General features: G+C 73.8%; 15 protein-coding genes. 10 read left to right on the top strand and 5 right to left on the bottom strand.

Annotated elements, in window-relative coordinates:
* Positions 1 to 21 precede the first annotated feature (21 nt).
* Positions 22 to 1,215: a CapA family protein gene (locus ABTY15_RS35820; protein ID WP_350605170.1), complete on the top strand. Its 1,194-nt coding sequence runs from the start codon at positions 22 to 24 to the stop codon at positions 1,213 to 1,215.
* Positions 1,216 to 1,242: 27 nt separating this feature from the next.
* On the opposite strand, the gene ABTY15_RS35815 is transcribed toward ABTY15_RS35820, so the two are convergent.
* Positions 1,243 to 2,061: a DUF3048 domain-containing protein gene (locus tag ABTY15_RS35815; RefSeq protein ID WP_350605168.1), complete on the bottom strand. Its 819-nt coding sequence runs from the start codon at positions 2,059 to 2,061 to the stop codon at positions 1,243 to 1,245.
* Between the two features lie 366 nt (positions 2,062 to 2,427).
* The gene (locus ABTY15_RS35810; protein WP_350605166.1) at positions 2,428 to 3,546 is read right to left on the bottom strand and encodes a GntR family transcriptional regulator; all 1,119 of its coding nucleotides are present in this window, start codon (positions 3,544 to 3,546) and stop codon (positions 2,428 to 2,430) included.
* 188 nt (positions 3,547 to 3,734) lie between these two features.
* Between ABTY15_RS35810 and ABTY15_RS35805 the strand changes: the two genes are divergently transcribed.
* Positions 3,735 to 4,811 carry a substrate-binding domain-containing protein gene (locus ABTY15_RS35805; protein ID WP_350605163.1) on the top strand — a complete coding sequence of 359 codons (1,077 nt, stop codon included), beginning with the start codon at positions 3,735 to 3,737 and terminating at the stop codon, positions 4,809 to 4,811.
* 27 nt (positions 4,812 to 4,838) lie between these two features.
* Here ABTY15_RS35805 and ABTY15_RS35800 read toward each other — a convergent pair whose 3' ends face one another.
* Together ABTY15_RS35800 and ABTY15_RS35795 are read right to left on the bottom strand one after the other, a co-directional pair.
* Positions 4,839 to 5,618: a sugar phosphate isomerase/epimerase family protein gene (locus tag ABTY15_RS35800; protein ID WP_350605199.1), complete on the bottom strand. Its 780-nt coding sequence runs from the start codon at positions 5,616 to 5,618 to the stop codon at positions 4,839 to 4,841.
* Positions 5,619 to 5,623: 5 nt separating this feature from the next.
* The gene (locus ABTY15_RS35795) at positions 5,624 to 7,609 is read right to left on the bottom strand and encodes a DUF2264 domain-containing protein (protein WP_350605161.1); all 1,986 of its coding nucleotides are present in this window, start codon (positions 7,607 to 7,609) and stop codon (positions 5,624 to 5,626) included.
* Between the two features lie 311 nt (positions 7,610 to 7,920).
* Between ABTY15_RS35795 and ABTY15_RS35790 the strand changes: the two genes are divergently transcribed.
* From ABTY15_RS35790 to ABTY15_RS35755, 8 genes are all read left to right on the top strand, one after another.
* Entirely contained in the window at positions 7,921 to 9,267 is a 1,347-nt protein-coding gene (locus ABTY15_RS35790) for an ABC transporter substrate-binding protein (protein WP_350605159.1), read from the top strand.
* Positions 9,264 to 10,202, top strand: a complete 939-nt coding sequence (locus ABTY15_RS35785) for a carbohydrate ABC transporter permease (RefSeq protein WP_502893667.1) — start codon at positions 9,264 to 9,266, stop codon at positions 10,200 to 10,202. The genes ABTY15_RS35790 and ABTY15_RS35785 overlap by 4 nt, the downstream gene beginning before the upstream one ends.
* Positions 10,203 to 10,207: 5 nt before the next feature.
* Entirely contained in the window at positions 10,208 to 11,062 is an 855-nt protein-coding gene (locus ABTY15_RS35780; protein WP_502893668.1) for a carbohydrate ABC transporter permease, read from the top strand.
* 122 nt (positions 11,063 to 11,184) lie between these two features.
* The gene (locus ABTY15_RS35775; RefSeq protein WP_350605195.1) at positions 11,185 to 12,165 is read left to right on the top strand and encodes a hydroxyacid dehydrogenase; all 981 of its coding nucleotides are present in this window, start codon (positions 11,185 to 11,187) and stop codon (positions 12,163 to 12,165) included.
* Between the two features lie 88 nt (positions 12,166 to 12,253).
* Positions 12,254 to 13,405: a Gfo/Idh/MocA family protein gene (locus ABTY15_RS35770; protein ID WP_350605156.1), complete on the top strand. Its 1,152-nt coding sequence runs from the start codon at positions 12,254 to 12,256 to the stop codon at positions 13,403 to 13,405.
* Complete coding sequence (locus ABTY15_RS35765; protein WP_350605154.1) at positions 13,405 to 14,553, top strand: dihydrodipicolinate synthase family protein; 1,149 nt, start codon at positions 13,405 to 13,407, stop codon at positions 14,551 to 14,553. The genes ABTY15_RS35770 and ABTY15_RS35765 overlap by 1 nt, the downstream gene beginning before the upstream one ends.
* On the top strand, positions 14,553 to 15,371 hold the full coding sequence (locus tag ABTY15_RS35760; protein WP_350605153.1) for a sugar phosphate isomerase/epimerase family protein: 819 nt from the start codon (positions 14,553 to 14,555) through the stop codon (positions 15,369 to 15,371). The genes ABTY15_RS35765 and ABTY15_RS35760 overlap by 1 nt, the downstream gene beginning before the upstream one ends.
* A complete protein-coding gene (locus ABTY15_RS35755; RefSeq protein WP_350605151.1) occupies positions 15,368 to 16,450 on the top strand; it encodes a glycerate kinase in 1,083 nt (360 codons plus the stop codon). Before ABTY15_RS35760 ends, ABTY15_RS35755 begins: the two co-directional genes overlap by 4 nt.
* A gap of 76 nt (positions 16,451 to 16,526) precedes the next feature.
* Here the strand turns inward: ABTY15_RS35755 and ABTY15_RS35750 are convergent, their stop codons facing one another.
* Positions 16,527 to 17,270: a substrate-binding domain-containing protein gene (locus ABTY15_RS35750; protein ID WP_350605149.1), complete on the bottom strand. Its 744-nt coding sequence runs from the start codon at positions 17,268 to 17,270 to the stop codon at positions 16,527 to 16,529.
* Between the last annotated feature and the right edge of the window lie 73 nt (positions 17,271 to 17,343).

Here is a 17,343-nt window from a genome sequence, read left to right as displayed (position 1 = left end):
CGCCGATCGTAGGACGAGCCGATGATCAGATTGCCGCGCCGAGAGCTCCTCACCGCCGCCACCGCCCTGCTGCTCGCCCTCACGGGCTGCGGGGCCCCGCAGGTCCGGCCGGCCGAGCCGTCGCCGCACCGGGATCCGAGCTCCGCGGCCACGCCGACCCCGCCGGGCCCGCGGCCGTTCACACTGGTCGCGACGGGGGACGTCCTCCCGCACACCGAGATCATCCAGCAGGCCAAGGAGGACGCCGGGGGAAGCGGTTACGACTTCACCCGGATGCTCGCCGGCGTCAAACCCGTCATCGGCGCCGCCGATCTGGCGATCTGCCACATGGAGACGGTGTACGGCGCCGACGGCGGGCCCTTCACCGGCTACCCGTCGTTCAAATCGCCCCCGCAGGTCGCCCGGGCGCTCAAGGACGCCGGCTACACCTCCTGCGACACAGCCTCCAACCACACGCTCGACGACGGGCCGGATGGCATCCGACGCACGCTCGACGCCATGGACGCCGTCGGCCTGAAGCACACCGGCTCCGCGCGCAGCGGCGACGAGGCGGGCCGCCCCGCGCTGCTCACGGCGGGCGGCGCAACGGTGGCCCAACTCGCCTACACCTACGGCACCAACGGCATCCCACTGCCGAAGGGGCAGCCCTGGGCGGTCAATCTCATCGAGCGGGAGCGGATCCTCTCCGACGCGCGGGCCGCCCGGGAGCAGGGCGCGGACATCGTGGTGGTCAGCCTCCACTGGGGCACCGAGTGGCAGGACACCCCGAACGAGCAGCAGCTCACGCTCGCCCGCGACCTGGCCGCCGGGCAGGGCCCCGGCCGGCCGGACATCGATCTGATCCTCGGCACCCACGCCCACATCCCGCAGGCGTACGAGAAGATCAACGACACCTGGACGGTCTACGGCATGGGCGACCAGCTCGCCGGACACATGTTCAACTACACCGGCGCGGAGGACCCGCGCGGCAACTGGAGCTCGATCGCCCGGTTCACCTTCTCGCCACCGGCGCAGCCCGGGCAGCGCTGGACCGTCACCCGGGCCGAGTTCATCCCCCAGCTGACGGACCTCGGCCCGCCCTACCGGGTCCTCGACCTGACCGAGGCCGTCCGCCACGACCCCGGCCGCAGCGACTACGCCCGGGCCCTGGACCACATCCGGTCGGTCGTGCTCAGCCGCGGCGGCGCCTCGGCGGGGCTGACCATGGCGCCCTGAGCGGGCCGTCCGACCGGCGCGCACCGTTCACGGCACCAGCACCATGAGCACCGGCCCGGTGGCGAAGGTCATCGCGGTGCCGTCGGGCAGGGTGAACGAGGTCCCCCCGGCGGGGTCGGGCCGGGTCCAGCGCACGTTCCACACCATGCCGTCACGCAGCACCTCGGCCGCCCCGGACCCGGTGGTCCGGGTGAACACCTCGTTGTCCGGGTGCCCGGCGTTGAAGTCGGTGAACAGCCCGGGCACGACGCTGACGTGCTGGACGACCACGGTCGCCGTGCCGGACCAGGCCGGGTGCCCGTCCACGGCGACGTCGTAGCCGCCCCCGGCGAACCGCACGGCGATGGACGCGGCGGGCAGGTGCCAGACCCCGGCGTCCCGCGCACTGCCGCCGCCCGGAGCGGCGCCGAACACGAACCCGGGCGAACGGGCGGGCACGGACGGGAACCGGGCGAGGATCTGGTGCGGGTCGATGAAGGTGGGATCGACGGCCCGGTCGGTGAACGCCCCGGGGTCGGTGGCCGGGGTGACGTTCTGCAGGTCGGCCCGGTCGAGCAGCGGGAGCAGCCCGCTGATGGCGCCGCTGTAGGCGAAGTCGAGGTGCCCGTACTGCTGGAGCAGCGGGATGTCGGTCTGGCGGGCGGAGCGCACCGGCCCGATCAGGGCGGGCAGGTGGTTCGCGTCGTACACGGCCAGGAACCGGGACTGGCCGCCCTCGACCTCGATCCAGTACACGATGTCGGCCTGCGCGAGCCCCCGCTGGACCGCCTGGACCCGGGCGCCGACGTTGTCGATCTTCACCGCGAGGGTGTTGCCCGCCGCACCGATGCCATCGAGCGGGTTCACACCCGGCCCGGGCGGCCCCGGCTGAGCCGGCGCAGCGGGCCCCACCGGCGCGGGCCCCACCGGCGCGGGCTCCACCGGCGCTTGCGGCCCGGGCGCGGACCGACCGCACCCCTGAACACCGACGAGCCCGAGCCCGGCCGCAGCCACCACCAACAGCGGCCCGACCCTCACCCGGGCGCGCCGCACACCCGCCCACCGGCCGGCCGGTGCGCGCGCGGGACTGCGACTGCTCACAGCGGGTAGTACGTCCGGCCGTCGGGGATCGTTCAGCCGCCCGGCGTCTCGGCGGCGGCGTGGACGGGGTGGGAGCGTCGGTGGTAGCCCTCGGCCCGTCGAACGGGCGGTCGTCGTCCCGGCGACGGTCCGTCAGGGTTGTGGTGGCCGGGCGGTCCCGCAGGAGTCCCGGATGGTGATCGCCGGGCGCAGCAGGACCTGCTGCCGCGCGTCGTCGGGGTGTTCCAGCCGGTTCAGCAGCAGCGCGGCCGCGGTGCGGCCGAGCAGGTGCTTGGGTGGCGCCACGGCGGTCAGCGGGACTTCGGCGATGTCGGCGATCTCGTCGTCGTAGGCGATCAGTGCCAGGTCGTCGGGGACGCACAGGCCCGAGCGGCGGGCGGCGGCCTCCAGCAGGGCCGCCTGCCGGTCGCCGAAGCAGACCGCCGCCGTGACGCCCGCCCGGCGCAGCTCGCCGAGGCAGCGGTCGGCCGCGGCCGGGCTCCACTCCTCCAGTGCGGCCCTGAACTCGTAGCCGGAGAGGCCGAGTTCACGGAGGGCCTGCCGGTAGCCCCGGCCGACCGGTCCGGTGGTGGGGCTGTGGAGCCGCAGCACCAGGCCGACGACCCGGTGGCCGAGCCGGGCCAGGTGGCGGACGGCGTCGTAGCCTCCGGCCTCGTGGTGGGTGCAGACGCTCTCCGTGCTGTCGCCGAGGCTCGTCCCCCGCCGTTCCACCAGGACGACCGGCACCGGGAGCACGGCCAGCCGGGTCAGGTACGCCTCGGGGGTCTCCGGGCCGGTCAGGGTCGGCGCCAGGAGCAGACCGTCGGCGCCCGCGTCGAGCATGTCGACGAGGGCTCGGGCCTCCCGGCCCTGGTCGTAGCCGGAGCAGGCGATCACGGCGCGCGCGCCCGCCGTCGTGAGCTCCTCCTCGATGCCCTTCAGCACCCGCGGGTAGTAGAAGGCGGTGTCCGGAACGATGACGCCGACCAGGGCGGCGCGGCCGGCGGCCGCCTTCGGGGCGAGGACGTAGGTGCCCGAACCCTGGCGGCGCACCACGAGTGCCTCGGCGACCAGCTCGGCGACGGCGCGGCGGACGGTGCTCACGGAGGCCCCGTGCGCCCGGGCGAACTCCTGCTCGGTCGGCAGCCGACTGCCCGGCGGCCAGAGCCCCTCGTCGATCTCCCGGCGCAGTTGGTCCGCGAGCCTGCGGAACTTCAGCCCCCTCGCTCCTGCGGCCGCGGCCTCCGCCGTGGGGTGGGCCGATCCCGTCATGCCTACTCCCTGGTCCTTCCCGTGCGGACACCTGACATCGACCGGAATCGGACCGCCGCCCGACGGGCCTTTCCGTCTTCCACGGACGTCACCTACTGTGTAATCGATCAGTACGTGAGCAAGTGATATCCGATCGGTCTGGGCAGCGCGCCGATCTCCTCGGTGTACCAGGCAGGGAGAAGAGGGACATGACCATCACCGCGGAGGAGCGACGGGCCCGGATCCTTGAGGTGGTCCGTGAGCTGGGCACGGTCCGGGTGATCGATCTGGCCGATCGGATCGGCACCGCCGCGGTCACCGTGCGACGGGACGTCGCAGCCCTCGCCGAGGCCGGCCTGCTGCGCCGCTCGCACGGCGCCGTCTCCCTCCCGCAGGACGCCTCCCCGACGGTCCGGGAGGGTCGCGACCGGGTGATCGGCATGCTGGTGCCCACCGTCGGCCCGTACTTCGACGAGATCATCGACGGTGCCCGGGTCGCCGCCACCGCCGCCGGGGCTCGGCTGGTGCTCGGCATCTCCACGTACGAGTCGGCGGACGACCGCGCCCAGGTGGACCAGCTGCTCGACGCCGGACTCGACGGACTGCTGCTGACGCCCAACTGGCGGCCGGCGAACGGCGCCGTGAACACGTCCTGGATCCGCGACCTGCCGGTGCCGGCCGCCCTGGTCGAGCGCCGCGCGCCCGCGGACAGCGCCGCCGCCGAGCTGGACTCCGTCGGCTCGGACCACCGGCACGGCGTCCTGCTGGCCCTGCGGCACCTCCGCGCTCTCGGGCACGAGTCGGTGGGACTGGCCGCCCGGCTGGACTCCTGGACGGCGGGCGAGGTGCGGGCGGGCTACGAGGAGGGCGTCCGGCTGCTCGGGCTGGAACCGCAGCCGGTGATCGACATCAACCGCCCCGGGATCGACACGGACGGCCTCGCCGCCCGGATCGCCGAGGCCGTCGCCCGGGGCGTGCGGGCCTTCCTGGTCCACAACGACCAGGAGGCGATCCAGCTGACGCCGCTGCTGCGGGCCCGGGGGCTGCGCGCGCCCGACGATCTGGCCCTGATCTCCTACGACGACGTGTTCGCCTCGCTGGCCTCGCCCCCGCTGACCGCCGTCTCGCCGCCCCGGCGCGCGGTGGGGGCCGGGGCGGTCGAGCTGATGCTGCGCCGGATCGACAGCGGCCCCGAACTGCCGGTGCACCACGTCCAGTTGCTGCCGGACCTGAAGGTCCGGACCTCCTGCGGGGGCACCGGCACCGGCACCGGCCAAGCCGACTGAGGGTGGGCCGATCGGCCGACCGCTCACTCAGCCCGCCAGCCGGGTGAGGAGGGCCGCCGCGGGCCCGAGCAGCCCGTCCAGCGGTACGGCCTGCGGGAACCACGGCGCCTCGTACTCCCAGGACACCCAGCAGTCCGGGGGCAGCAGCCGTACGCACGCGGCGAGCGGGAGGACGCCCGCGCCGAGCGGCAGCGGGGCGGGATCGGCCGGGCCGGCGATGTCCTTGACCTGGACGTAGCCGAGGTGCGGGGCGAGGGCGGCGTACGACTCCTCGGGCGACTCGCCGGCGAGGTGGGTGTGCATCACGTCCCACAGCGCGCCGACCGACGGGTGGCCCACCAGGTCCAGCACCCGTGCCACGTCCCGCCCGCCGCGGTGCGAGTCGTGCGTCTCCAGCAGGATCCGTACGCCCAGCAGCCGCGCCGTCTCGGCCACGGCCGCGAGCCGGGTCGCCGCGCGCTCGTCGGCCTCGGCCGTCGGCGCGTCGCCGCCGCGGGGGAAGACCCGGACGTACCGCGCGCCGAGATCGGCGGCCAGGCGCAGCTGTTCCAGGAGTTCACCGACCGGCTCGGCGTCGTCGCCGGGGGCCGCGACGCCGGTGTAGCCGGCGAGGGTCAGCGGCGTGGTGCCGGTGATGGTGAAGGCCCAGGCGGCCGCCTTCCGTTCGGTGGCGGTCAGCTCCGGGTGCACCGGCTCGCCGGGCGCGCAGCGCAGTTCCAGACCGGCCCAGCCGTGTGCGGTGGCCAGCCGGAGGACGTCAGCGAGCGGGCGGCCGGGGAGGCCGAGGGTGGAGAAGGCGAGGCGCACGTCGTTCACACCTCCGGGTGAGCGGTAGGGACGGTGACCTCGCCGACGGTGACCCCGCCGACAGTGCCCCTGCCGACGGTGACCTCGCCGGGCGCGAGGACGGCCTGGTGCGCGGTGCCGTCCGGCCAGTGGACGTGCACCCGGTTGCCGTCGGCGTGCACCCGGACCTTCCGGAAGAAGAGCCAGGGCGCGGCCCGGTCCAGTCTGGCCGCGCCGACGAACAGCGCGGTCCCGGTGCGGGTCACGCCGGTGAGCACCGGCACCGCGGCCATCGGCCCGAACGCGGTGCCACCGGGCACCCAGGCGCAGGCCGCGGCGTCGAAACCCTCGACGGCCTCCAGCACGGAGGTCAGCCGCTCGCCCTCGGGGCCGGTCGCGGTCGCCCAGGCGCGCAGGCCGTGCGCCCGCTTCTCGGCCGCGACGCCGGCCGCCGCCCAGCCGCTCTGCCGGACCTCGGTGCCGGGCTCGGCACCACTGACCAGGTGGACGCGGACCTCGTGCGCACCGGCGGCGAGGGTCAGCGAGGTGACGGTGACGCCGGTCAGCTCCCGGCCGCCGACGCGCGGGCGGTGCGCGGAGGCCGCCCAGCCCGCCCCGGCGCCGAGCGGCCGGATCCGGCCGCGCTCGCTGAGCTCGCCGTCCACCACCAGGCCGAAGTGGTTGTCCGGCGCGCCGTCGAAGGCCGGCCCGGTCGCGGTGGAGTGCGCGAGGCGGGCATAGAGCGGGTTGTCGGGGAGCACCTGGTCGGCCGGCTGGTCGTCACTGCCGTGGTTGTGCAGGCGGACCAGGCCGTCCGCCGCGGTGGACTGGATCAGCCACCCCGGCTGCGGGAGCGGGACGACCGCGTCCGTCGTCCCGGCCGGGCCGGGCTCCTCGGCCGCCGTCCACACCGGGTGGTCGGCGGGCAGCAGCAGCCCGAGGAAGCCTTTGCTCGCCCAGTACGGGGAGGCCGGGCCGGAGTAGCTCTGGATCATGGCCGGGTACCGGCCGAACCAGCCGAGGGAGAGCAGGCCGTCGGCGTCGAGCGCCCCGCCGTCGACGAAGTAGCGCAGCGCGCCGGAGGCGAGCCGGCGGGTGGTGCCGGGCGACAGCGGGGTGTGCCCGGTGAGGGCGCCGGCCCAGAGTGGGGCGGCGGCCGCGAAGCGGTAGGTGAGCGAGCGGCCCTGGTGCACGGGGGCTCCGTCGGCGCCGAAGGTGCGGGCGTACCCCTCCAGGTGGGCGGCGAGCCGGGGGCCGTGGGTGGTGAGCAGGCCCTGGTCGCCGCTCAGGTGGGCGTGCAGGAGCGGGTAGAGGTGGAAGGCCCAGCCGTTGTAGTGGTCGAAGGCGCGCGGACGGCCGTCGGTGTACCAGCCGCCACCGAGGTACCACTGCTCGATCCGCGCCAGCCCGCGGTCGACGGCGCGCTGCCCGGCGCCGTCGTGGTCGAGTCCGGTCTCGACGAGGAAGCCGCCGACCATGGCGGGGAAGAGCCACCAGTTGTTGTCGACCGGGGAGTGTGCCAGGCCCGGGGCGAGCCAGGCGCGGACCTGCTCGCGGGTGCGCTCGTCGAGTGCGTCCCAGAGCCAGGGGCGGGTCAGGCGCAGACCCATGGCGATCGACGCGGCCTCCACGAGGGCCTGGCGCCGCTCGGCGATGCTCGGCCAGGAGACCAGGTCCCCGTCGGCGAGGTCGCCTTCCGCGGTCGGGGTGCGGGTGCCGGCCGCCAGCCCTTCGGCGTACCGCCGCAGGACGCCGTTCGGGTCCGCGCCGCCGGCCCCGGCGACCCGGAAGGCCGCGAGCAGGAAGGTCCTGGCGTAGCCCTCCAGGGCGTCGGAGCGCCGCCCCGAGATGCTCGGCCGCCCGCCGGGGAGGGCGATCAGGGCGTGCCCGGGGCCGGCGAAGCGTGCCACGGACTCCAGCATGCCGTCCGCGACGGCCTCCCAGTGGGCCCTGGTCCAGCCGGTGTACGGGCTGAGGGTCCGGTCTTCGGGTGGCAGCACGATCGGGGGCATGGCTGGGCTCCTTGTTCCAGGCGGCTGACCGAATCTAGGAACAGCCAGATCATTCGTCAAGATGATCCGACCAAATGATCAAACCGGCCGTGACATCGAGGCCCCATGATGGACTTCCTGCACATCCAGGGGTCTTGCGACCGTTGCGACCGCCCCTTCGACGGTCACACTCAGATCACATTGGATCAATTGATCGAGAACTCTTGACTCTGATCGAAGGCGGTCGCAGGATAGCCACACCTCGCCGACCGTCGGCCATTCGACCGGTCGGACTTCGACGGCACACTGTCCCCCTCCTCAGGAGCCGAGCCATGTCGACCACCCCCACCACCGCTCGTCCGCGCAGAGCGCGCCTCGTCGCCGCCGCCACCGTCGGCGCGCTCACCCTCTCCCTCGTCGCGGCCTGCGGCAGCGGGAGCCCCAGTGACACCAGCGCGGGCTCCGGCCCGGTCACGATCACCTTCTGGGGATGGGCCAAGGGCACCCAGGACGTCGTCAACGCGTTCAACGCCTCGCACAAGGACGTCCAGGTCACCTTCCAGCAGATCCCGTCCGGCATCTCCGGCGGCTACGCGAAGATCTCGGACGCGGTGAAGGCCGGCAACGCCCCGGACGTGTTCAACGTGGAGTACGCGGCGCTGCCCGACTTCGTCAGCCAGGGCGCCGTCCAGGACATCACCAAGCTCGTCCCGGACAGCCTCCGGTCGAAGTACCTGCCGCAGGCCGTCGAGCTGACCACCCTCGGCAAGAAGACCTGGGGCCTCCCCCTGGACACCCCGCCACAGGCGCTGTTCTACCGCAAGGACCTGTTCGCCCAGGCCGGCATCACCACCCCGCCGAAGACCTGGGACGAGTACCGCGCCGACGCCCAGAAGCTCAAGCAGGCCGAGCCGAACACCCGCATCGGCACCTTCTTCCCCGACGACCCGAGCGTCCTCGAAGCGCTGGCCTGGCAGAACAACGCGCACTGGTTCAACAGCGTCGGCGACACCTGGAGCGTCGAGATCGACTCCCCCGAGACCAAGCGCGTCAGCGACTACTGGCAGCAGCTGATCACCGACGACCTGGTCCGCGTCCAGCCGTCGTTCAGCCAGCAGTGGACCGCCTCGCTCCAGAAGGGCGAGACCGCCGCCTACGTGGGCGCCGCCTGGGGCGGCGGCGTGCTGCAGTCCAGCCTGGCCAGCTCCCCCGACGCGGCCGGCAAGTGGGCGGTCGCCCCGGTCCCGGCCTGGAACGGCCAGCCCGCCAGCGGCATGCTCGGCGGCACCACCTTCGCCGTCTCCAAGGACAGCAAGAAGGCCAAGGCCGCGGTGGAGTTCTCCACTTGGGCGACCACCACCCCCGAGGGCATCCAGGCCCGCATCGCCTCCGGCACCTCCTCGCTCTTCCCCGCCGACCCGGAGCTCGTCCCCACCGCCAAGGCGGCGTTCAAGACCGACTTCTACGGCGGCCAGGACATCTACGCCGTGTTCACCGACGCGGCCAGGACGATCCTGCCCAACTGGCAGTGGGGCCCGGTCATGAGCGTCACCAACAACTCCATGAAGGACGCCTTCGGCAAGCTCGGCAACGGCGGGACCGTCGGCGCGGGCGTCGACGCCGCCCAGCAGGCCACCGTCGCCGAACTCAAGAACCGCGGACTCAAGGTCGCCCCGTGAACCGAGCCACCGACTCCTCCTCCCGCGCCGCCACCGTCAGGCGGCGCGGGGGGAGCGGGGCCCCCACCCTGCTCCTCGCCCCGTTCTTCCTGCTCTTCACCGCGGTGATGCTGATCCCGATCGGGTACGCGGTCTACCTGAGCCTGTTCACCGAGCACCGCTCCGGCCTGGGCTTCGGCGCACCCGAGACGGTCTTCACCGGCCTCGGCAACTACACCCGGGCGCTCGGCGACGCGGCCTACCGCGCCGGCTACCTGACCATCGTCGAGTACTGCCTGCTCTACATCCCGGTCATGCTCGGCCTGTCGCTCCTGGTGGCCCTGCTGCTGGACTCCGCCCTGGCCCGGGCCAAGCGCTTCTTCCAGCTGGCGCTGTTCCTGCCGCACGCCGTGCCGGGCATCATCGCCGCCCTGATCTGGACGTACCTCTACACCCCGGGCATCAGCCCGGTGATCGAGGCGCTGAACTCGGCCGGCGCCCACCTGGACATGCTCGGCCACCCGGTACCCGCCGTGGTCAACATGGCCGTCTGGGAGTGGACCGGCTACAACATGGTGATCTTCTACGCCGCGCTCCAGGCCATCCCCCGCGAGGTCCTGGAAGCCGCCGTCATGGACGGCGCGGGCCCGCTGCGCACCGCCCTCAGCATCAAGATCCCGCTGATCCGCGCCTCGATCACGATGGTCGGCATGTTCACCGTCATCGGCTCGCTCCAGCTGTTCACCGAGCCGATGGTCCTCTACCGCACCGCGCCCGCCGTGGTCAGCACCTGGACGCCCAACATGTACGCCTACACCGCGGCCTTCGACCACAACGACTACGGCCTGGCCGCGGCCTCGTCCGTACTGCTCGCGCTGGTGGCCGCCGCACTGTCCTTCGTCGTCACCCGCGCCACCCGTGGCCGGACCGGGCGCCGGACGGAGGCCGCCGCGTGATCTCGATCAACAACCCCAAGCGGCGGCCGTGGAGCCTGTCCCGGACCGCGGTCAACGGCGCCCTGCTGCTCTTCACGCTCTACACCCTGCTACCGCTCGGCTGGCTGCTCACCGCCTCCGCCAAGAACACCCCGGACCTGCTCGGCGGCAACCCGCTCAGCGTGGCCAACTTCCACCTCGGGCAGAACCTGCACGACCTGGCCACCACCGACGGCGGGATCTACTTCCGCTGGTACCTCAACTCCCTGCTGTACGCCGGCGGCGGCGCCCTGCTCTGCGCCTTCATCTGCGTCTGCGCGGGCTACGCCTTCGAGGTCTACGCCTTCCGCGGCAAGGAGAAGCTCTTCGGCCTGGTGCTGCTCGGCGTCCTGGTGCCCACCACCGCGCTCGCCCTGCCGATGTACCTGCTGGCCTCCGAGATCGGCGTCGTCAACACCTTCTGGGCCGTCCTCCTCCCCAGCCTGGTCAACCCCTTCGGCGTCTACCTGGCCCGGGTGTTCTGCGCCGGCTACGTGCCCGGTGAGGTCCTGGAGGCCGCCCGGATGGACGGCGCGGGCGAGCTGCGCACGTTCTGGTCGATCGGCCTGCGGATGGTGATGCCCGGCTTCGTCACGGTGTTCCTGTTCCAGTTCACCGCCATCTGGAACAACTTCTTCCTGCCGCTGGTGATGCTCTCCGACAGCAAGCTCTTCCCGGTCAGCCTCGGGCTCTACTCCTGGAACACCCTGACCCGGAGCGAGCCCACCTTCTACCCGCTGGTCGTGACCGGCTCGCTGCTCGCGGTCGTCCCGCTGGTGGTCGCCTTCGTCTCGCTGCAACGGCACTGGAAGGCCGGTCTCACCGCGGGGAGCGTCAAGTGACCACCGAGCCGGGCCGCTTCGAAGACACCCTGGAGAGCCCAGTGCCCGATCCACGGACCGCCCCGACCGATACCGCGGAGGCTCCCCCCGCCGGACGCACCCGGCCGCGAGCCGTGCTCGCCATGCACCGCGAGCTCGTCGCGAGCCTGCTCGACACCCGTACGCTCATCCGGCTCACCAGCCTCGCCGAGCTCGACCCGGCCCTGGTCATCGACGACTTCGGCACCCCCGAAGCACGCGCCGCCCTGGCCGACGCCGAGATCATCGTCAGCAGCTGGGGCTGCCCGCCGATCGACGAGGCCGTGCTCACCGCCGCGCCCCGACTGCGTGCCGTCCTGCATGCCGCCGGTTCGGTCAAGCACCACATCACCGACGCGGTCTGGCAGCGCGGCATCCAGGTCACCTCGGCCGCTTGGGCCAACGCCCTCCCGGTCGCCGAGTACACCGTCGCCGCCGTCCTGTTCGCCAACAAGCAGGTGCTGCGGATCAGTTCCGAGTACCGGCAGCGACGCACCCGGCGCGACTGGCAGCACGCCCACCCGGACCTGGGCAACTACCGCAAGACCGTCGGCATCGTCGGCGCCTCGCAGATCGGCCGCCGGGTGATCGAGCTGCTCCGGCCGTACGACCTCGACCTGCTGGTCCACGACCCCTACCTGGAACGGGACGAGGCCCTGGCGCTCGGCGCCCGCGCCGTGCAGCTGAACGAACTCTGCGCGCTCAGTGACGTGGTGAGCGTCCACGCGCCCGAGCTGCCCGCCACCCGCCACCTGATCAGCCGCCGGATGCTGGCCCTGATGCCGGACGGCGCGACCCTGGTCAACACCTCCCGCGGATCGCTGGTCGAGCAGGACGCCCTCGTCGAGGAGCTGGTGTCCGGACGCCTCAGCGCCGTCCTCGACGTCACCACCCCCGAGGTGCTGCCCGCCGACTCGCCGCTGTACGACCTGCCGAACGTGCTGCTCACCCCGCACGTCGCCGGCTCGCTCGGCAACGAGCTGCACCGGCTGGCAGCCGCCGCCGTGGACGAACTCGCCTGCTACACCGCGGGGCTGCCCTTCGCCCACCCGGTCCTGCCGGAAGCCGTCCACCGCACCGCCTGACGGATCGTCCGTCCCCCTTCACCACGTCGGCCCCGAGCCGCTTCGGCCCCGAGCCGCCGGAACCCCGCACCATACGAGGAGAGCCCCCATGTCCCGCAGAGTGATCGGCGTCGTCATGAACGGCGTCACCGGCCGGATGGGCTACCGCCAGCACCTGGTCCGCTCGATCCTGGCCATCCGCGAGCAGGGCGGCCTCGCCCTGGGCGACGGCGAGGTCCTGTGGCCCGAACCGATCCTGGTCGGCCGCAGCGAGCGGCGGATCAAGCGGCTCGCCGACCGCCACGGCCTCGCCCACTGGACCACCTCGCTCGACGAGGCGCTGGCCCACCCGCTCGCCGAGATCTACTTCGACGCCCAGGTCACCCAGGCCCGCGAGCCCGCGATCCGCAAGGCCATCGCCGCGGGCAAGCACATCTACACCGAGAAGCCGACCGCCGAGTCCGTCGAGGCCGCCCTCGAACTGGCCCGGCTGGCCCGCGCGGCCGGCGTCCGCAACGGCGCCGTGCAGGACAAGCTCTTCCTGCCCGGCCTGCTGAAGCTCAAGCGGCTGGTCGACGGCGGCTTCTTCGGCCGCATCCTGTCCGTCCGCGGCGAGTTCGGCTACTGGGTCTTCGAGGGCGACTGGCAGTCCGCCCAGCGCCCGTCCTGGAACTACCGGGCCGAGGACGGCGGCGGCATGATCCTCGACATGTTCCCGCACTGGCAGTACGTGCTGGAGGGCATCATCGCCCCGATCCGTTCGGTCTACGCCCACACCGCCACCCACATCCCCGAGCGCGTGGACGAGCAGGGCCGCACCTACCGGGCGACCGCCGACGACGCCGCGTACGGGATCTTCGAGCTGGCGGGCGGCATCACCGCCCAGATCAACTCCTCCTGGGCCGTCCGGGTGGACCGCGACGAGCTGGTCGAGTTCCAGGTCGACGGCACCGAGGGCAGCGCCGTCGCCGGCCTGCGCAACTGCCGCTTCCAGCACCGCGCGGCCACCCCGAAGCCGGTCTGGAACCCCGATCTCCCGGTCACCGAGTCCTTCCGCTCGCAGTGGCAGCAGGTGCCGGACAACGAGGAGTTCGACAACGGCTTCAAGGTGCAGTGGGAGCTGTTCCTGAAGCACGTGGCGGCCGGCTCCGAGTACCACTGGGACCTGTTGGCGGGCGCCAAGGGCGTGCAGCTCGCCGAGCTCGGCCTGCGCTCCGCCGCGGAGGGCCGCCGCCTCGACGTCCCCGCGCTGGAGATCTGATGGCCGAGATCGACCTCCCCGGCACCGGCACCCACCGGCTGCGCGAACCCGAGCCGCTCGACCTGCCCGGCACCGCGGCGGCCGGTCGGACCGCCTTCGCCGCGGCCCACGTGGTCGCCGACCCCCTCGGCGCCAACGCGCCGGGCGCGCCCGCCGCCGTCGACTGGGACGCCACCCTCGCCTTCCGCCGCCACCTGTGGTCGCTCGGCCTCGGCGTCGCCGACGCCATGGACACCGCCCAGCGCGGCATGGGCCTCGACTGGACGGCCACCAAGGAGCTGATCACCCGCTCCGGCGCCGAGGCCCGGGCCGTCGGAGGCAGCCTCGCCTGCGGTGTCGGCACCGACCAACTCACCCACCCGGCAGTGACGTTGCCGACGATCCTGGCCGCCTACGAGCAGCAGCTGGAGGCCGTGGAGGAGGCCTGTGCCCAGCCGATCCTGATGGCCAGCCGGGCGCTCGCCGCCACCGCGCAAGGCCCGGACGACTACCTGCGGGTGTACGGGCGACTGATCGGCCAGTCCCGCCAGCCCGTCATCCTGCACTGGCTCGGCGAGATGTTCGACCCGGCACTGGCCGGCTACTGGGGCTCCCCCGACCTCGACCGGGCCACCGGGACCGTCCTGACGCTCATCCGGGAGCACGCCGACCGGATCGACGGCATCAAGGTGTCCCTGCTCGACGCCGACCGGGAGATATCCCTGCGCCGCGCCCTGCCCGCGGGCGTCAAGCTCTACACCGGCGACGACTTCAACTACCCGCAGCTCATCCGGGGCGACGAACTCGGCCACAGCCACGCCCTGTTGGGCATCTTCGACCCGATCGCCGGGCGGGCCGCCGCCGCCCTGCACGCGCTGGACGCGGGCGATCCCGACCGCTACGACGCGCTGCTGGCCCCGACCCTGCCGCTGGCCCGGCACCTGTTCGCCGCGCCCACGTACCACTACAAGACCGGCATCGTCTTCCTCGCCTGGCTGGCCGGCCACCAGGACCACTTCACCATGGTGGCCGGCGCACAGAGCGGCCGCTCCGTACCGCACCTGGTGGAGCTGTTCCGGCTCGCCGACGCGGCCGGTGTCCTGCCCGACCCGGACCTGGCCGTCCAGCGGATGCGCCGGTTCCTCGCCGTGGCGGGGGTGGAGGCCTGATGAGGCTGTCGCTCAACCAGATCACCACCAGGGACTGGAGCCTGGCCGAGGCCGTCCGGGGCTGCGTCGACGCCGGGATCCCGGCGATCGGCCTGTGGCGGGACAAGGTCGCCGAGACCGGCGTCGCGACGGCCGCCAAGCTGGTCCGGGACGCGGGCCTCGCGGTGAGCACCCTGTGCCGCGGCGGGTTCCTCACCGCCCAGGGGCCCGAGGGCCGCCGGGCGGCCCTGGCGGAGAACCTCCGAGCCCTGGAGGAGGCCGCCGAACTGGGCACGGACACCCTGGTGATGGTGGTCGGCGGGCTGCCGGAGGGCAGTCGGGACCTGGTCGGCGCGCGGGCCAGGGTCGCCGAGCTGCTGGCCGAACTCGCCCCGCACGCCGGTGACTTCGGTGTCCGGCTGGCGATCGAGCCGCTGCACCCGATGTTCTGTGCCGACCGGGCCGTGGTCTCCACCCTCGGCCAGGCCCTCGACCTCGCCGAACAGTTCCCGGTCGAGCAGGTCGGCGTCGTCGTCGACAGCTACCACGTGTGGTGGGACCCGGACCTGGAGCGCCAGATCGCCCGCGCGGGCGCCCGGATCGCCTCGTACCAGGTCTGCGACTGGACGCTGCCGCTGCCCGCCGACGCCCTGCTCGGCCGGGGCCACGTCGGCGACGGCCACATCGACTTCACCGGGATGACCGCCCTGGTGGCCGCCGCCGGCTACACCGGCTGGATCGAGGTCGAGATCTTCAACGAGCAGGTCTGGCGGACCCCCGGCGCGGACACGCTCCGGACCGTGATCGAGCGTCACCGCACCCACGTGGAAACCCCGTGAGGATCGTCCTCGCACCGGACTCGTTCAAGGGCACCGTCAGCGCCGCCGACGCGGCCCGGGCGCTGGCCGACGGCTGGCGCTCCGTCAGACCGGCGGACCACCTGGTGCTCCGCCCGATGGCCGACGGCGGCGAGGGCACCCACGCCGCCGTCGCGGCCGCCCACCCCGGACACGCCCTGACCCGGGTGGGCGGCTGCACCGGCCCCGACGGCCGAACGGTGGACGGGGAGTACGCGCTCCTCCCGGACGGCACCGCCGTCGTCGAACTCGCCACCGCCAGCGGGATCCCGCTGATGGCCGCGCTCGCCCCGCTCACCGCCACCACGCGGGGCACCGGCGAGCTCATCGCCGCCGCTCTCGACGCCGGCGCGCGGCGCCTCCTGATCGCCCTGGGCGGCTCCGCGTCCACCGACGGCGGGGCCGGCCTGCTGGCAGCCCTGGGGCTGCGCCTGCTCGACGCGGACGGCGTGCCCGTCCCCGACGGCGGGGGCGCGCTCACCCGGGCCGACCGGATCGACCGCAGCCGGTTCCGGGCCGCACCACCCGGCGGCGTGCAGCTGCTCACCGATGTCGCCAACCCGCTGCTGGGCCCCGACGGCGCCGCCGCCGTCTACGGACCCCAGAAGGGCGCCACTCCCGCCCACATCGCGCAGCTCGAAGCCGGCCTGACCCGCCTCGCCGAGCTGCTCGGCGGCGACCCGGGACGGCCCGGAGCGGGCGCGGCCGGCGGCGCCGCCCACGGTCTGACGGCCGCCTGGGGCGCCACCGTCACCCCGGGCGCGGCGGCCGTCGCCGACCTGTTCGGCCTGGACGCCGCACTGGCCGGGGCCGACCTGGTGGTCACCGGCGAGGGCAGGTTCGACGCCACCAGCCTGCGCGGCAAGGTCGTCGGCGAGGTCCTCGCGCGGGCCGGGCGGGCCGGAGTCGCCGCGCGGATCGTCGCCGGGGAGTCACCCGAGGAGGGCATACTGACGCTCACCGGGCTCGCCGGTGACCCGGGTGCGGCCCGGGCCCGCGCGGCCCACTGGCTCCACCGGGCCGGCGCCGCGCTCGCCGCCGAAGTCGGCGTAGCGGACTGAGCGCTGGTGAACCTCGAACGGCGGTACGGATCCCGTGGTCCGTACCGCCGTTTCCGCGCGTCCGCATGACGGACCGTCAGGCTCCGCAGGACCCCCGGACCTTGAGCGCGGGCAGCAGGTCGATCCGGCGGACGGGCAGCTCCGCACCGCCCTCCAGCCGCCGTAGCAGCAGCTCCGCGGCGGCCGTGCCGACCGCGCGCTTGGGCGGGGCGACGGCCGTCAGCGCGGGGGCCGCGAGGGCGGCGTAGACGTCGTCGTACGAGATCAGCGCGAGGTCGCCGGGCACCTTCAGGCCCCGGGTGCGCAGCAGCGGGGGCAGCTGGATCGCGGCGTGGTCGTTGTGGACGAGTGCGGCGCGGACGCCCGCGGCGGCGCGTTCGGCGATCCGGTCGGCCACCGCCTCGACACCGCCGGGGCCCGGGCCCGAGGAGTCCAGGTCGACGGGCGGCTGCGGTGCCAGGCCGAGCAGTCGCACGGCCTCCGCGTAGCCCAGCCGGACCTGGTGCGAGGTCTCGGTGTCGGTGCGGGCGCACAGCGTCACGGCCCGGTGGCCGAGCGAGGCGAGGTGCCGCAGGGCGAGCAGGACGCCGTGGCGGTGGTCGGAGCCGACGGCGTCCAGTCCGGCGCCGGGGCCGCCCAGGGCGGCCCGACGCTCGACCAGCAGCGCGGGCACCGGCAGTTCGTCGAGCCAGCCGAAGTCCCCGTCGCGGCCCTCGGGCCCCCAGTTGGGGGTCAGCAGCAGCCCTTCGACGGGCGACTCCAGCATCCGACCGACCTGGGCGCGGTCGTCCCGGGACTCGTACGGTGCGATGCCCAGCACCAGTCGCGCGCCGGCGGCCCGCGCTCAACGCCGCCCAGCGTGAGCTGCTGGTCCGCCGCGACCGCCTGGAGAC

It is taken from the genome of Kitasatospora sp. NPDC097643, assembly GCF_040302625.1.
Lineage (GTDB): Bacteria > Actinomycetota > Actinomycetes > Streptomycetales > Streptomycetaceae > Kitasatospora.
Note: the sequence above shows the minus strand (reverse complement) of the source record. Positions and strands in the feature narration are given on the sequence as shown.

Bases quoted from the DNA above. Each gene is read 5' to 3' on its own strand.
- ABTY15_RS35820 (WP_350605170.1), top strand. From the start codon at position 22: ATGATCAGATTGCCGCGCCGAGAGCTCCTCACCGCCGCCACCGCCCTG.
- ABTY15_RS35810 (WP_350605166.1), bottom strand. From the start codon at position 3,546: ATGACGGGATCGGCCCACCCCACGGCGGAGGCCGCGGCCGCAGGAGCG.
- ABTY15_RS35805 (WP_350605163.1), top strand. From the start codon at position 3,735: ATGACCATCACCGCGGAGGAGCGACGGGCCCGGATCCTTGAGGTGGTC.
- ABTY15_RS35795 (WP_350605161.1), bottom strand. From the start codon at position 7,609: ATGCCCCCGATCGTGCTGCCACCCGAAGACCGGACCCTCAGCCCGTAC.
- ABTY15_RS35790 (WP_350605159.1), top strand. From the start codon at position 7,921: ATGTCGACCACCCCCACCACCGCTCGTCCGCGCAGAGCGCGCCTCGTC.
- ABTY15_RS35775 (WP_350605195.1), top strand. From the start codon at position 11,185: ATGCACCGCGAGCTCGTCGCGAGCCTGCTCGACACCCGTACGCTCATC.
- ABTY15_RS35770 (WP_350605156.1), top strand. From the start codon at position 12,254: ATGTCCCGCAGAGTGATCGGCGTCGTCATGAACGGCGTCACCGGCCGG.
- ABTY15_RS35765 (WP_350605154.1), top strand. From the start codon at position 13,405: ATGGCCGAGATCGACCTCCCCGGCACCGGCACCCACCGGCTGCGCGAA.
- ABTY15_RS35760 (WP_350605153.1), top strand. From the start codon at position 14,553: ATGAGGCTGTCGCTCAACCAGATCACCACCAGGGACTGGAGCCTGGCC.